Consider the following 15,513-nt stretch of genomic DNA (forward strand, 5'->3'; position numbering starts at 1 on the left):
TGTCTCGCAATTTGTTTTCTCTTGCGGCGACGAATACTAATATACCATGGATTCTTTATAACCGTCAATAACACTTTTAAACTTTTTTAAAATAATTTTTTCGAGTCCTTTTTTAGCGTGAACTCCAGAAACAATCTCCTATTAAATACACATTCAAGAAGGGGTATTTCTGGAGTTCTTTGCTTGGAATAACTTTATTGTTATTCTACTACCTTATACTTTCGGTGGTACACGCCCTTACCTTTCGTTTCGACCTGTTCTACTTCGATGTACCCTTTTTCAACCAGGTAGCCGACTAGAACACTTAGATCTACGGAGTACTTGGAGAGCTCGGGATGATGTAGCAACTCATGGTAGGACCAGGCGTCCTCTTTTTCCACCATCGCCTCCAACAGATGCTTGGCCCCTGTTTTGGTTCTGGAATAGATAAGAAACTCACTTGCCAGGAAAAGAAGCTCCAGTCTTTTATCGATTGGTTCCTCTCCTGCAATTAATTCTTCATATAATTTATATATTTCCGGTTCAATTTTTTTAACCTGGCTCCAGACAGTTAGCTCAGGATGGAAACCATGGTCGATTACTGCAAGTCTTGCGAGATGATGCAGGGAATGCACGATATGGTTATAGGCATCTAGATAGTGCTTGGAATCAAAAAAGTCCTTCCCTTCAAGATATCTTCTGATCAGTTTGGAAAATTCGATGCCGATTTTCAATTTTCTATCCTCTAAAGGAAAATCCAGAAGCTTGCCGCGAAGTAGATGAATATATTCATTTCGGTCAAATAGGACCTTACCGTTGATGATCCAATCTATCACACGACGGTTGGTTCCAATGGTAATCCATTCGTGAAGCTGTTCAATGGTTGCTATATAGAGGGCAGCCTTTTTGTCTTGCATTTCATAGTGCTTTACAAACAAAGGAACCTCTTGCTCACGGACAATCATAAAAAGGATGACATCAAATTTATCTGTATTGGGACTGATCGGATTTTTCTTCTCTATCATTAAGATTCCTTGAGTATTCGCTTGACTTGCACGTTCTTGGTATATGGGACGAAGTAAATCTTCCATCATTAGACCTCCATTTAATAAGAGTTTCCCCCTACTATTCGACACTTTTTATAAAAAACCTTCTATATGTATGTAATCCAGAACTTTCTGTTAACTGCATTGTCATAAATCTGTTGGATATATGTAGAAGGTTGCCATCTACTTTTTGTCCTTTTTTGTGATATTATAGTGATTTAGGAGGTTATGTAGATGGCAGGTAAATATTCCAATAAAATAAATAGAATTAGAACCTTCGCATTAAGCCTTGTTTTTATCGGATTTTTCGTCATGTATATCGGAATTTTCTTTAAAACGAATATGCTTGTGATGACTTTGTTTATGATTTTGGGCTTATTATGTATTATTGGTTCAACCGCAGTATATTTATGGATCGGTATCATTTCTACAAAGGCGGTCCAAGTAGTTTGTCCGAGTTGCGGCAAGGTTACCAAAGTACTTGGAAGAGTGGATATGTGCATGTTCTGCAACGAGCCGCTTACGATGGATCCGAGCCTGGCTGGTAAAGAGTTTAACGAAAGCTATAACCACAAAAAAGAAAGCTGATAGGGATTCCTATCAGCTTTTTTATTTAGTTAAAATCAGCTTTAATGCGCGCCTTTATCGCACTCAGGACATACACCGTAAATCTCCATTCGATGGCGACTTACCTTGAATCCTGTTACGTGGGCCGCAAGAGCTTCCACTTCATCGAGACCCGGATAGTGAAAATCGACAATCTTGCCGCAGTCATCACAAATCAGATGGTAGTGATCGGTTGTCACATAATCGAAACGACTAGAGTTATCTCCGTATGTTAGTTCTTTTACCAAACCAACCTCACGAAACACGCGTAAATTGTTATAAACGGTAGCGACACTCATGTTAGGGAACTTACCTTCGAGTGCTTTATATATATCATCAGCTGTTGGGTGAGACATAGATTGAATAAGATACTCTAAAATCGCATGACGCTGTGGAGTGATTCGAACTCCAGTTTGCTTCAATGTTTCGAGCGCTTCCTTTAATTGTTCGTTTGCCACAGTCATGCACCTCACTTTTCATAAAGATTCTTACTTTATAATATTTATAATTAGTGTACCTCGGAATTCATCTTTTTGTCAATCTTCTTCTATTATATAGTTATTATGACAATTCAGGTTTTAGTATAGGTTCTTCCTGTTTCAATTGTGTATTGACGTACCTTGCAACCACAAAAAGGTAATCGGAAAGACGATTCAGATAGGCAAGGACATTTGGGGAAAGCTCTTCACTCAAGGACACCGCCGATCTCTCCGCTCTTCTTACGATGGTTCTTGAACAATGCAAGGCAGCACCGGCTTTTGTCCCGCCAGGCAATATGAAGTTTTTAAGTGGAGGCAATGTGGCATCCAACGCATCCAACTCTTCTTCAAGCTTCGCAACATGCTCTTCTTTCAGCTTCCAACGAACTTCCTTCCCAGTTGGAGTCGCAAGCTCTGCTCCTACATGGAAAAGAATGGTTTGTATGGTTTGGAATGATTGAAGCAGTTCATCCTTCTTATCGAATTTTTCCTCTCTTAAATAAGCGACTGCCAATCCAATCATCGAGTTCGCTTCATCACAGGTACCGTAGGCTTCCACTCTGTCGTGATTTTTGTCCACTCGCTGACCATAAACTAGAGAGGTCTGCCCTTTGTCACCGGTTTTCGTATAGATTTTCATATTTAGTATCCCCTTTTCACATCAATTATGTTTTGATAATCGGAACCACCATGCAAAAACACATATAAGTTATGCTCGAATATTTCAAGTGCACGCGGCTGATAACCTTTCGTTCTGCTTGATAAGTGAGGTGTAACGGTTACATTTTCCATCTTCCAGAAATGGTGGTCCTGCGGCAATGGCTCCACTTCAAATACATCAAGGACGGCATGTGCAATTTCACCACTTTCCAATGCGTGTATCAACACGTTTTCATCCACTAAATCTCCACGTCCGAGGTTCAGGAATACGGCACTATTTTTCATCATGTAAAAGTGCCTATCTTGAAGGAATCTTCTCGTTTCTGTTGTGCTGGGCAGTACACTGGCGACAAAGTCGGCTTGAGGCAATACAACGTCCAGCTCGTTCAAAGTGAACATTTCATCTATGAACGGAACAGCACGACCACTGCTATTTACTCCTAGGGTCCGCATTGAAAAGGCGGATGCCAATCGCGCGATTTCCCCGCCAATGGCTCCTGCACCCAATATCGCTATTGTCTTTCCATGGAGTTCGGATATTGGTGTGTTCCGATCCCATTTTCCCATCGCTTCGTTTTCAATCAGCTTTTTGGTGCTACGTGCTGTGTGAAGCATCATGGAGAGTGTATATTCAGCCATCGGTATTTTATGTATGCCTTTTGCATTGGTCACCAATATGTTTCGTTCGTGCAATTCTTTTAAAGGCATGAGTTCCATCCCCGCTGAGGTGACCATGATCCATTGGAGGGCGGAAGCTTCGTGAATATGGTACGGCGCCAGATCCTCCCCGTAGGTTATCAATACTTCAGCGGAAGCCCACTCCTTGGAAGGGACTAGATCTATATTTTGATAAAAAGAAAAAGTGACAGCAGGAAAACGGTTTTCCAACCTCTCGATCAGCTCCTGTTGTTCTGGTACAAATGTGGATACAACCAGCATATCTCCGTCCTCCATAAAAAAGTGCTTTTCTTTTATATAAACAAAAAACCGCCTGCATGTCCAAAGACAAGCAAGCGGTTTTTGATTATTTTATCCTACATAGTCAATCGGTGCGTTCGGCCCAATCGGAAGACCTGTCAGCATCCAGATGATCAGCATTGCTACCCATACGATGGTAAAGAACACAGAGTATGGAATCATCGTAGAAATCAATGTTCCGATTCCCACTTTTTTATCGTATTTCTGCGCGAATGCGATAACGATTGCGAAGTAAGGCATCAAAGGTGAAATGATGTTTGTTGTAGAGTCAGCTACTCGATAAGCCAACTGTGTCAGCTCCGGTGAATAGCCAAGACCCATCATCATCGGTACGAAAACCGGTGCCATGATTGCCCATTTCGCTGATGCACTACCGATGAACAGGTTAATGAATCCTGTTACGACGATGAATGCAAGGATAAGCAGAATACCCATTAATTTATTTTCGCTGTCAAAGCCAAGACTTTGAATCAGTTCCGCACCGTTAACAGCAAGAACGATGCCTAGTTTTGTTTCATTGAAGTAAGCGACAAATTGACCTGCTACGAAGGCAAGCACGATATAAGCACCCATCGTTGCCATCGTGTCGGACATTTGATTTGCTACATCCTTGTCGTTCTTGATCGATTTTGTAATCAATCCATAAACCAGACCTGGAATAAAGAACATGATAAGAATGACTGGTACTAGAGTGTGGAAGAATGGCGCTTCAAGAATAGTTCCATCTCCACGTAATGGTCCCCAAGATGGAACAACCAATAATGCCAATACTGCAATGGTTGCTACAAAAGCAAAAAGTGCAGCCCATAAACCTTTCTTTTCTTCTGGTTTCAGGTAGTTGACATCACCTTGGTAACCACCCTCGTATTCGCCAAGGCGCGGCTCGACAATCTTGTCTGTTACAAATGTACCTACAATAGTAAGAACAAACACGGAAATGAACATGAAGTAGAAGTTCATCATATAGTTCATGTTTTCCGCGTACTCTGGGTCAACTGTAGCAGCTGCTTCTTGTGTAAGTGATCCTAGTAGTGGATCCAGGGAAGTCAATAGAAGGTTCGCACTGAATCCAGCGGAAACCCCAGCAAATGCTGCAGCTAAACCAGCTAAAGGATGACGCCCAAGACCGGCGAAAAGTACAGCCCCTAGCGGAGTCAATACAACATAACCTGCATCTGCAGCCATGGAAGACATGATACCACCGAATACAAGAGCAGCAGTCATAAGCTGTCTTGGCACGGACGTTACAAGTCCTCGCAATCCTGCGCTGATCAGGCCTGATCTTTCAGCAAGTCCGATACCGATCATTGTTACAAGAACCGTTCCAAGCGGAGCAAATCCTGTAAAGTTGGTTACCGCACTTTCAAAAATATACTTGATTCCTTCAGCGCTAAGTAAGTTCTTAACCTGTAGCACCTCGCCTTCGTTTACCGGATCATCTACTTGTACACCCATGGCGGAAAATACGCCGGAAAGCACAATGATCAGAAGCGCAAAGATGGCGAACAATGTTACCGGATGTGGAAGCTTGTTACCGGCACGTTCGATCATATCCAACGCACGCATAACAAATCCACGTTTCTTTGTTGTTGATTCCATTGTGTGATACCCCTTTCTCAATCTAGCAAATTTTCAAAAAACGATGAATAAAAACCAGATTTCAGTATAATAAATTTCTCTAAAGGATGGAAGGGTTCTTGCAAATCGCGGAAAATAACCAATTTTAGAAATTATTAGTATGTTTGTCGAATCACCATCTGAATGCCATTACGGGTGGAATTCGAAAAATTGATATATCCACGAAAATTTCCATATATCAACGAATAGGGATCCGATATCAACGAAAAAGAAGATATATCAACGGTTTTTCCTATATATCCACGAAAATGAACCGCATATCGATAAAACGCACATTTCGACATTTTTCACACACGACGTACCCACCCATGCACCACCAACACACCCTCCCCAATACTCACAACAACAAAAAAGGAGTGCAAGCTGCGATCGCTTGCACTCTCTATACACGTCAACTTTTGAGGAGGTATGCCCTACACTATAAGGTACTCTCTGGACAGCCTTTTGGAATTAGACGTTTGCCTTATTTATGAAAAAATAGGCTAAACTCAGTTCAGGTTTTCCTTAATAAAGGTCAACGCTTCCTCCACATGCCCCTTCACCTTCACTTTTCTCCATTCCTTAACAAGCTGGCCTTCCTTGTCAATGATGAAAGTGCTTCGTTCGATTCCCATATATTCTTTTCCGAAATTCTTCTTCAGCTTCCATACGTCATAAAGCTCAGCAACCTTGTGGTCCTCATCGACAAGCAGCAAAAACGGCAGACCGTGCTTTTCGATGAACTTTTCGTGCTTGGCTTGCGGATCGGGACTTACTCCCAATATGACCGTATCCATTTCGGAGAAATCCTCATGCTTGTCCCGGAAATCACATGCCTGCGTTGTACAGCCTGGTGTCATGTCCTTTGGATAAAAATAAAGGACTACATTCTTCCCCTTGTAATCCGATAACTTAACCTCTTGTCCTGTATTGGCGAGCAAAGAAAAGTCAGGTGCTTTTTTTCCTGTTTCCACTGTCATATAAATTCGTCCTCCTTGAAAAAATTCTTCTATGTAATAGTAGCGTATCGAATTCCATAGCCCTTTTCAACTTTTCAGCCATCCGAACGCTCTATTTACTCCTATACAGCCATGAAAAAATCATTTCTTCTTCGCCTCCCTGCCGTCCATATGCAGCACCACGCGAACCACAAATGCTGCCGGCATTACAAAGCCGATCAGGGCCTCTGCCATTGCGATGACACGCCCTATCCCAATTGGTGTGACGTCACCATATCCCACCGTCAATATCGTCACCGCACTGAAATAGACGGAATGAGTAAAAATCGTAAAGTAATTCCCTGTCAGCTCGACCCCATTTTCCACCAGGACCGGTATTCCTTCGATATGCAGCACTGTATATAAAAGTCCAAATGAAATAAGCAGGGTAAAATAAATCAGAAGCAAAAGAAGCAGGGTTTCCTTGGACACATAAGGCATACTTCTGCTGTCGGAAGCAAAGACATTCGAAAAGCTAATACTGATTGCAACAAAAATAAAGAGAATCACCAATAAATAAAGCATCCAACTCCCCCAATTTGCGGACATGCCATCATTACAATATACGCAAGGGATGTGGAGGTATGCTTTATTATTTTTCGGCTGTGTTAAACACCGCTGTTGATTTCCGCACTAGGCGCAGCGACCCAAGGGCGGTCCGGGAGCCTCCTCGGCTTCGCCTGCGGGGTCTCCCCTGTCCCTTCCTCCCGCAGGAATCTTCGCCTATTGCTCCAATCAACAGCTAGACTCTTAGAAAATCAACACTACACAATAACAGAGCCTATTTTTTAAAATAGCACAGGAGGAAATTTTATTAGAAACCCCGTTTCATGTTAGAATAACGTATTATGCGTATTAGAAGCTTAGGAGGATACATATGAATTTCACGAAATCAGAACAGATACATGAAGAAGCGTTGCAGCATATCGTTGGCGGGGTAAACAGCCCATCAAGATCTTATAAGGCAGTGGGCGGCGGGGCTCCGGTTGTCATGGAGCGAGGCGAAGGCGCCTATTTCTGGGATGTGGACGGCAATAAATACATCGATTATCTCGCTGCATACGGTCCTATCATCACCGGGCATGCGCATCCACATATCACCGAAGCAATCGAACGCGCGGCAAAGAACGGGGTACTCTTCGGAACTCCGACTCCGCATGAAGTGAAGTTCGCCAAAATGCTGAAGGAAGCGATGCCGGCTATGGACAAGGTCCGGTTTGTCAATTCCGGCACCGAGGCTGTCATGACAACGATCCGCGTTGCTCGTGCATATACTGGCCGTGATAAAATCATTAAATTTGCAGGCTGCTACCACGGGCATTCGGATCTGGTGCTAGTTGCAGCAGGGTCAGGCCCCTCCACACTAGGTACTCCGGATTCCGCGGGTGTTCCTAAAAGCATCGCAAACGAAGTGATCACAGTACCATTCAATGATATCGAACCATATAAGGAAGCTTTAGCTAAATGGGGCGACCAAATCGCAGCAGTTCTCGTTGAACCGATTGTCGGCAATTTTGGAATCGTTGAGCCGATGCCGGGCTTCCTTGAGCAGGTCAATGATCTTACACATGAAGCGGGTGCGCTTGTCATTTATGATGAAGTCATTACAGCATTCCGTTTCATGTATGGCGGTGCACAGGATATGCTTGGCGTGAAGCCCGACTTGACTGCACTTGGCAAAATCATCGGCGGCGGACTTCCTATCGGTGCATACGGCGGACGCAAAGAAATCATGGAAAAGGTTGCACCACTCGGACCAGCGTATCAGGCTGGAACAATGGCCGGTAACCCTGCATCCATCCTTTCCGGCATTGCATGCCTTGAGGTCCTGAAGCAGGAAGGCGTGTATGAGCATCTTGATCATATCGGCAGCCTGTTGGAAGAAGGAATTTTGACACGAGCGGAAAAATACGGAATCACTATAACCATCAACCGCTTAAAAGGTGCACTTACCATCTACTTTACTGATGAAAAAGTCGTGAATTATGAACAGGCGGAGAACACGGATGGCGAGAAATTCGCGAAGTTCTTCAAGCTGATGCTGAACCAGGGCATCAACCTGGCACCTTCGAAATACGAGGCATGGTTTGTGACAACTGCCCATACAACAGAGGATGTTACGGTGACTTTGGATGCCGTGGAGCACGCTTTCAAGGAATTGGCGAATGCATAAATATACATTAAGGAGTGTACAAGTACACTCCTCTTTTTTTATGAAAACTATTGAAAACGCTTACAAATAAACGTTTTTTTAAATACCAAAACTAGGTCTCGCCTCACCTTCTTTGTATAAAAAATTGATTTTTTCGTAAAGAAGTGATAGTATATAGATTAAAGTCTGAAAATTCCCTTTTTTGACAAATGTATGTCCATTCGGAATATTAGACAACCGCAACCTAATCAGCGCACTGCAATTGCGCTCCCGCATTTCTACTATATACTACAGGAGGTGAATGGCTAGTTAGGGTCCCCTCTTATATCCCTAGTTTACAGCCAAGTAAAGATGACAAATTGGAGTCCAAGTACATTCAAAGATTTTCACAATGCCGAGCATGATGCATGTGGAATCGTATCCGCTATCGAAAAGAAAAAAATCCCTACAAAGAAAAATATCGATGATTGCATAGATGCACTAGTGAAAATGAACCACCGTGCCGGTTTCATTAATGGTGAAGGTGATGGTGTAGGCATTCACATTGATATCCCACGCGACCTGTGGAAACAGAAGCTAGAAAAAAGTGACCAGGATCCCTCTCTCGCAGACAGAGAAGATTTCATTGTTGGCCACTTTTTTATTAACCACCATGTGGATGTGGATGCTGTTAAAAACGAGATTACTAGTCTATTGGAAAAAGAATCTTTCAAACTGGTCTTTTCATCTGACACTGTGACTTCCTCGGAAGCGCTTGGTCCGATTGCCGTTATCCAGGATCCGGTATTTTGGCAGGTGGCAGCCGTTTCTACAAAAGAAGTATGTACACAGGAACAGCTTTTCCATTGTGCCATCGATATCGAGAAGAATGATGATGTTCATGTTGCTTCCTTATCAAACTACCATGCCGTCTACAAGGTAATGGGTGCCGGAGATATTCTGCCGAAGTTTTACCATGACCTTGCCAACCCGTTGGTTGCGTCCTCGATGACGCTTGGGCATAACCGTTATTCCACCAATACGCTTTCGAACTTTTTTCGCGTGCAACCATTTAGCGTGCTTGGCCACAACGGGGAAATCAACACAATTGCAAAGCTTCGTGACGAGGCAACCATGCTTGACGTCCCTCTCACAAAAGGCGGAAGTGATTCACAGGATTTAAATAGAACGATAGAAACATTGATTGCCAGAGACGGCTTTAGCCTTTTTGAAGCCTTGGATATTGTGTTTCCACCAATTATTAATGAAATCAAGAGCTACCCAACTCATCTTCAAGATCTGTATGCCTACATCCGTGAAACATGGGGACACTTCTCTCAAGGGCCTGCCGGAATCATTTCGCGCAACAAGGATGAGGCGGTATTCGGCCTGGATGCCCTGGGCTTGCGTCCTCTCTGGATGCTTCAGACTGAAACGTCCTATTATTTCTCATCTGAGCCTGGGATTATTCCAACTAGTGAGTATACTGCAGAACCGAAGCCTTTCTCCCCCGGGGAAAAGGTCGGGATGAAGTGGAATGGTGAAGAAATCAAGGTGTATGACTATCACGCCTATCAGGAGGAAGTCTACAAACGATTCAGCGATAAGTTTCAAGTGAAGAATTTTGCAGATAGATTGCAAACACCACAATTGGAGCCGATTGTCACTGTTTCTCCGCTTCCAAAGGTCCATAACGGACATTACGCTGCATTCGGGTGGGATCGCGAGCATATTCAGCTTGTGGAACAGATGGCGGAAAAAGGTGCAGAACCAATCCGTTCCCTCGGACATGATGTGCCGCTTGCTGCGATGAACCCTGGTAGGAACAATATAGCAGACTTTATCAAGGAAAGTGTGGCTGTTGTCACAAACCCTGCCATAGATCGTGATCGTGAGACAGAACACTTCTCCACAAGAACGGTCCTTGGTGCAAGACCCCATTTACGAAAAGAAGACGAGGTACCGAATGATTATACATTGGAGCTTCTCTCTCCATTATTAATCGAAGGACAGATTGGCGCAGATTGCGTGCATGCCTTGGAGCAGCCATCCTATGACCAGGTTGTGCACCAGTTCCAGACCAGAAAATTGACCTACTATCTAAATGCAACTTGTTTGGAGGACGAAGAGATTTCCTCTGCTTTAGACCGTCTAAAATCAGAAGCAGTCGATGCGGTGAAAAATGGAAAAACACTTCTTGTAATCGACGACGCACAGGCTCATAAGGATGGTCAATTATGGCTTGATCCTCATCTTGTAACTGCCGTCGTGAACCAGGAGCTTGTAGATCAGCAGTACCGTCGCAAATGTGCACTCGTTCTGCGCTCGGGTGCCATCCGCTCCCTGCATGATGTGATGGTGGCATTGGGTCTGGGGGCAAATGCAATCAGCCCTTACCTTCTTTTCGGTACCGTAAGTGATGAGACAGTAACTCCAGTCGTGAATCTGTTCCAGGCTTTAACGAAAGGAATGGAAAAGGTCATTTCCACCATTGGAATCCATGAACTGCGCGGCTATGGCCGTCTGTTCTCCGCAATCGGATTGCATGTTGAGCTGGAAAAAGCGTTAGGAATCGTCAACTTCCTCGGCTCCGATCAGCTTGGCTACAATTTTGCAAAAATGAAAGAAGATGCAATAGAGCGTGCAAAGGAATTTGAAGATGAGAAATCGCGCCCAGGCAAATCGTTCCACCTCTTCCCTCGTATCTGGAAGGCAATCGGGGATGTGGCGAAAAATGGGACTTACGATGACTATCGCGAAAAGCTGAATGAACAGGAAACAACCAATCCCATTACCATCCGTCATCTCACCGACCTGAAGGTATCCACTAAAAAACTGCCTAAGGAAAAGGTGAATATAGGGGTGGGTGCACATAGCCTGCCATTTGTGATTGCATCCATGTCCTTCGGCTCGCAAAATGAGGTGGCTTTCAGAGCCTATGCCGAAGCGGCTGACCGATTGAACATGATCAGTCTCAATGGAGAAGGCGGGGAAATCAAGGATATGCTCGGTAAATATCCAAAAACCCGCGGACAGCAGGTAGCATCCGGGCGTTTCGGTGTCAATGCGGAGCTCCTGAACTCCTCGAACCTTTTGGAAATTAAAATCGGGCAAGGTGCAAAGCCTGGTGAAGGCGGACACCTGCCTGGATCAAAAGTAACAGCGAAGATCGCAGAGGCGCGTAATGCAACAATCGGTTCCGACCTGATCTCGCCATCGAATAACCATGACATTTATTCAATAGAAGATTTGGCACAGATGATCGCCGAATTGAAGACTGCGAATGACCAGGCGAAGGTCGCGGTAAAAGTTCCTGTTGTGCCGAACATTGGAACAATCGCGGTCGGTATCGCAAAAGCAGGTGCAGACATTATTACCATCAGTGGTTTTGACGGCGGAACAGGTGCCGCGAGAATTCACGCCCTGCAGTATGTTGGTCTTCCTGTGGAAATCGGTGTTAAGGCAGCGCACAATGCCCTTATCGAATCCGGCCTGCGCAACAAAGTGGAAATCTGGGCGGACGGCGGAATCAAGAGTGCGCTTGATGTCATGAAAGTAATGCTACTTGGTGCAAACCGCATCGGATTCGGTACCCTTTCCATGATTGCCATCGGCTGTACGACTTGTCGCGGGTGTCACCTGGATACATGCCACGTCGGGATTGCGACTCAGATCGAAACGGAAGCACAGGCAAAGGACCATGGCCTGCGCCGCTTCGTACCACGTCAATCCGATCTTGCAGTACAGGGGTTGATGAACCTTTTCACTGCCTTTGGCGACGAGCTGAAAGCACTGACCGGTTCACTCGGCTTCAATAATCTGCAGGATATTGTCGGCCGCTCCGACCTGCTTGAACAGGTACGTGGAACAGAAGCACTCGACCTATCCAACCTTCTGCACACATTGGATGTACCGCAGATGGCACAAAAAGAAGTCGCAGCAAGCATGGAAAAAGAAAAGCTGCTGGTTGCTGCTGGAGCTGAATACCTCGATTACCAAGAGGATCAACTGCACCAATCCAGACAGTTTGACGCAGTAACAGCAGAGCAACGCGTACTTGGCAGCAGAGTTTCCTGCCATCGTGTCCGAGGTCGCTTGGACGGCTCCTATCTGCAGCTTCCGGATGTGGAACTGAGCTATAGAAAAGGATCCATTCCAGGTAACGGCCTAGGCGCCTACAACTCCAGCGGCATCAACATCGTTGTGGAAGGTGGCGCACAGGATGGAATCGGTAAAACAGCCTTTGGCGGAAGCATTTCCGTCTTTAAATACAAAGGCAAGAACGGTACCCTCTACAACGGCTCAGTCGGAAAAGGCTTCGGCTATGGCGCCCAAAAAGGTGCGCTTGTTGTTCAAGGGAATGCAGATGCACGTGCAGGAATTCGCCTTTCCGGCGCCGACATGATCATCGGCGGGAAAGTGACAACCCCTATTCCGGAAAAAGAGCACGGCAACCTTGGTGTTAATGCAAACATCAAAGGCTTTGCTTTTGAATACATGACTAATGGCCGCGGCCTTGTCATGGGTGACCCTGGTCCATGGATCTGTGCCGGTATGACGGGAGGCGCCGTCTATCTTCGCCACCAGCCGGAAATGGGCTTAACAAAAGATGCCCTGCAGCGCAGAATTGCCAAGGGTGCAAAGGTAAGCATCGAACCATTGAATGTGGCAGGTAAAAAAGATGTAGTCGAGCTCCTCTCCATCTACCATGATTCCCTGCTCAAACAAGGGCAGTTCGAGGAGGCAAATGAAGTGAAGCAGATGCTCGAAGATCCAGGCAGCTACTTCCTTCAAGTGAATCCTATGAAAGAACAGGCAGATCCTGCGGTATCAACGGAATAATAAATTTGATGAGGTCAGTCACCAATTTGGTGCTGACCTTTTCTTTTTGGTTGAGGTTTGGGATAAATCCACGTCCGGAATGAAATAGTAAGAAAGATTACAAATTTAAGGCGGCTGATACTAGTGGAAAGATTGATGATTCGCGGTCTATTTTTATTATGTGTTTCCCTGTTCCCTTTTGCTGTAAAAACTCCCAAGTATAAAGAAATGCTAATTGTTTTCTTTTCCAAAGGCGTACTCTCGATTTTGCTTGATACATACGTGGTTAATACAGGCAGAGTAAAATACCCGATACGACCTATGCCAAAAATCTTTAGCACCAACATTCTTTACGATCTATTGTTTTTTCCTATACTCAGTATCTTTTGGGTCAGGCAGACCTATCATGATAAACTGCCATACATACTATTGAAAAGCCTGACTTGGAGCGTACCTATGAGCATCCTGCAATGGTTCATGGAGAAAAAGACCGATCTGTTTGAATGGAAAAAATGGACCATCCTCCATACTTTTGCAAGTGTTAATTTCACCTTGTTCACGATACGAGCTCTTGTTGGCCTTGTTAAGATATTCAATAGGAACCCTTCATCGGAAGAACCAATCACATTGGAATAAAATCGGCTGTGAAAACAGAACGTCAGATTTTTCGGCGATCTGTTTTTTATTTTCCATTAACTTATTGCAGGACACATGGAAACCGTGTATAGTACATTAGTGTTCTAAAGACACAATCAATTTTCCGAAAATCTTACATAAAGTTTGAACTGAACTAAAGTAGGTTATATTATTCGGAAGAACAGGAAAGGAATTACTTTACCATGAAACTTGGTGCCAGAATAGTCAAGACCGGTATAGCTATCACGCTCGCATTGTTCGTAGCGCAATGGCTAAACGTACCTACCCCGTTCTTTGCGGGAATTGCGGCGATCTTTGCTATCCAACCATCAATCTACAAGTCCTACCAATCCATTATTGAACACGTTCAGGCAAACCTGATTGGAGCCTTTTTAGCAATCATTTTCGGTTTGATTTTCGGACACGACCCGTTCATCATTGGATTGACCGCAATTTTTGTTATTGGAATCAATTTAAAGTTGAAAATAGAAAACACCATTCCATTAGCATTGGTGACTGTTATCGCGATCATGGAAAGCCCAGGCGAGAACTTTTTGGAATTCTCGTTGATCCGCTTCTCCACCGTCATGATCGGTATCCTATGCGCATTTCTCGTGAATCTGATCTTCCTGCCGCCAAAGTATGAAACAAGGCTCTACTATAAAGTAAAGGAAACAACCGAGGATATTTTAAAATGGATCCGTATAAGTATGCGTCACGCATCCGAACACAATCTGCTTAAAACAGATATTGAAATGCTGCGCCAGCGACTATCAAAATTAGAGCAGTTATTCCTACTATATAAAGAAGAGAGAACGTATTTCCCAACAAGTAAAAGTGCAAGCTCAAAGGCTCGTAAGCTTGTCATCTTCCGGCAATTGATCTTGACGAGCAACCGTGCGCTTCATACATTGAAAATGCTGCATCGTTTGGAAAATGAGCTTCACCACATGCCTAGCGATTATCAGCATTATCTAAAAGCCGAGCTTGATCACCTGGTTAACCTGCATGAACAGATCCTGTTGAAATTTGTAGGAAAAATCAAGCTTCATAATACATCCGAAATGTACGAAGAGGAATTGTTCAATAAACAGCAGTTCATCGATGAATTTATGCTCCATAAAGAGGAATATCAAGGCTGCGAGGAAAAGTGCGACGTCTGGTATCACCTATTCCCGCTCGTTTCCAAAATCATCGATTACAATGACCAGCTAGTACATTTAAATAAGCTGATTGACAGCTTCCAGAACTACCATAAGTCCGAAAATGAATTTGAGATCGGGCAGCGTGAAGAGGAATAGGTTTAATGAGGCACTCCCCAATGATTGGGGAGTGTTTTTTTATATTATTGGGCGGAGTTGGCGGCAAGCTGAGGTGAGTTCGTGCCAAACGACCGAGAGTTGATGCTAAACTGGGCCGAGTTCGTGCCAAACAACCGAAAGTTGATGCCAAACTGCAATGAGTTCGTGCCAAACAAAAATCCATACCTACTTTTACACATCTGTCCCGCAACAAAAAAAACCCCCGGCAACCAAACGTCGCCAAGGGCCTATGATACCTTA

The 15,513-nt window shown here is 44.3% G+C and carries 12 protein-coding genes; 5 read left to right on the forward strand and 7 right to left on the reverse strand.

Going from position 1 to position 15,513, the window contains the following annotated elements:
* Positions 1-200: 200 nt before the first annotated feature.
* A complete protein-coding gene (locus ABN702_RS14945) occupies positions 201-1,070 on the reverse strand; it encodes a nucleotidyltransferase-like protein (protein WP_417900927.1) in 870 nt (289 codons plus the stop codon).
* A gap of 189 nt (positions 1,071-1,259) precedes the next feature.
* Here ABN702_RS14945 and ABN702_RS14950 point away from each other — a divergent pair, with 189 nt between their 5' ends.
* On the forward strand, positions 1,260-1,613 hold the full coding sequence (locus ABN702_RS14950) for a YgzB family protein (RefSeq protein WP_417897579.1): 354 nt from the start codon (positions 1,260-1,262) through the stop codon (positions 1,611-1,613).
* Positions 1,614-1,654: 41 nt separating this feature from the next.
* On the opposite strand, the gene perR is transcribed toward ABN702_RS14950, so the two are convergent.
* The 6 genes from perR to ABN702_RS14980 form a co-directional block, all read right to left on the reverse strand.
* Positions 1,655-2,089, reverse strand: coding sequence for a peroxide-responsive transcriptional repressor PerR (gene perR / locus ABN702_RS14955; RefSeq protein ID WP_204415488.1), 435 nt, complete (start codon positions 2,087-2,089; stop codon positions 1,655-1,657).
* 103 nt (positions 2,090-2,192) lie between these two features.
* A complete protein-coding gene (locus ABN702_RS14960; protein WP_417897580.1) occupies positions 2,193-2,750 on the reverse strand; it encodes a cob(I)yrinic acid a,c-diamide adenosyltransferase in 558 nt (185 codons plus the stop codon).
* A 2-nt stretch (positions 2,751-2,752) separates the two neighbouring features.
* A complete protein-coding gene (locus ABN702_RS14965) occupies positions 2,753-3,709 on the reverse strand; it encodes a D-2-hydroxyacid dehydrogenase (protein WP_417897581.1) in 957 nt (318 codons plus the stop codon).
* Positions 3,710-3,799: 90 nt separating this feature from the next.
* Positions 3,800-5,347 (reverse strand): AbgT family transporter, encoded by a 1,548-nt coding sequence (locus tag ABN702_RS14970; RefSeq protein WP_417897582.1) that lies wholly within the window; start codon positions 5,345-5,347, stop codon positions 3,800-3,802.
* A 527-nt stretch (positions 5,348-5,874) separates the two neighbouring features.
* Positions 5,875-6,345, reverse strand: coding sequence for a thioredoxin-dependent thiol peroxidase (gene bcp / locus ABN702_RS14975; RefSeq protein WP_417897583.1), 471 nt, complete (start codon positions 6,343-6,345; stop codon positions 5,875-5,877).
* Positions 6,346-6,465: 120 nt separating this feature from the next.
* Positions 6,466-6,888 carry a potassium channel family protein gene (locus tag ABN702_RS14980; protein ID WP_417897584.1) on the reverse strand — a complete coding sequence of 141 codons (423 nt, stop codon included), beginning with the start codon at positions 6,886-6,888 and terminating at the stop codon, positions 6,466-6,468.
* 352 nt (positions 6,889-7,240) lie between these two features.
* Here ABN702_RS14980 and ABN702_RS14985 point away from each other — a divergent pair, with 352 nt between their 5' ends.
* From ABN702_RS14985 to ABN702_RS15000, 4 genes are all read left to right on the forward strand, one after another.
* The gene (locus ABN702_RS14985; RefSeq protein ID WP_417897585.1) at positions 7,241-8,536 is read left to right on the forward strand and encodes a glutamate-1-semialdehyde 2,1-aminomutase; all 1,296 of its coding nucleotides are present in this window, start codon (positions 7,241-7,243) and stop codon (positions 8,534-8,536) included.
* Between the two features lie 330 nt (positions 8,537-8,866).
* Complete coding sequence (locus tag ABN702_RS14990; protein WP_417897586.1) at positions 8,867-13,336, forward strand: glutamate synthase-related protein; 4,470 nt, start codon at positions 8,867-8,869, stop codon at positions 13,334-13,336.
* A 123-nt stretch (positions 13,337-13,459) separates the two neighbouring features.
* Positions 13,460-13,951 carry a CBO0543 family protein gene (locus ABN702_RS14995; RefSeq protein ID WP_417897587.1) on the forward strand — a complete coding sequence of 164 codons (492 nt, stop codon included), beginning with the start codon at positions 13,460-13,462 and terminating at the stop codon, positions 13,949-13,951.
* 203 nt (positions 13,952-14,154) lie between these two features.
* On the forward strand, positions 14,155-15,252 hold the full coding sequence (locus tag ABN702_RS15000; RefSeq protein WP_417897588.1) for an FUSC family protein: 1,098 nt from the start codon (positions 14,155-14,157) through the stop codon (positions 15,250-15,252).
* Positions 15,253-15,513 lie beyond the last annotated feature (261 nt).

The organism is Bacillus haimaensis, assembly GCF_048270625.1.
Taxonomy (GTDB): domain Bacteria; phylum Bacillota; class Bacilli; order Bacillales; family Bacillaceae_I; genus Sutcliffiella_A; species Sutcliffiella_A haimaensis.

Bases quoted from the DNA above. Each gene is read 5' to 3' on its own strand.
- ABN702_RS14950 (WP_417897579.1), top strand. From the start codon at position 1,260: ATGGCAGGTAAATATTCCAATAAAATAAATAGAATTAGAACCTTCGCA.
- ABN702_RS14980 (WP_417897584.1), bottom strand. From the start codon at position 6,888: ATGCTTTATTTATTGGTGATTCTCTTTATTTTTGTTGCAATCAGTATT.
- ABN702_RS15000 (WP_417897588.1), top strand. From the start codon at position 14,155: ATGAAACTTGGTGCCAGAATAGTCAAGACCGGTATAGCTATCACGCTC.
- ABN702_RS14965 (WP_417897581.1), bottom strand. From the start codon at position 3,709: ATGCTGGTTGTATCCACATTTGTACCAGAACAACAGGAGCTGATCGAG.
- bcp (WP_417897583.1), bottom strand. From the start codon at position 6,345: ATGACAGTGGAAACAGGAAAAAAAGCACCTGACTTTTCTTTGCTCGCC.
- ABN702_RS14970 (WP_417897582.1), bottom strand. From the start codon at position 5,347: ATGGAATCAACAACAAAGAAACGTGGATTTGTTATGCGTGCGTTGGAT.
- ABN702_RS14945 (WP_417900927.1), bottom strand. From the start codon at position 1,070: ATGGAAGATTTACTTCGTCCCATATACCAAGAACGTGCAAGTCAAGCG.
- ABN702_RS14985 (WP_417897585.1), top strand. From the start codon at position 7,241: ATGAATTTCACGAAATCAGAACAGATACATGAAGAAGCGTTGCAGCAT.
- ABN702_RS14990 (WP_417897586.1), top strand. From the start codon at position 8,867: ATGACAAATTGGAGTCCAAGTACATTCAAAGATTTTCACAATGCCGAG.
- ABN702_RS14960 (WP_417897580.1), bottom strand. From the start codon at position 2,750: ATGAAAATCTATACGAAAACCGGTGACAAAGGGCAGACCTCTCTAGTT.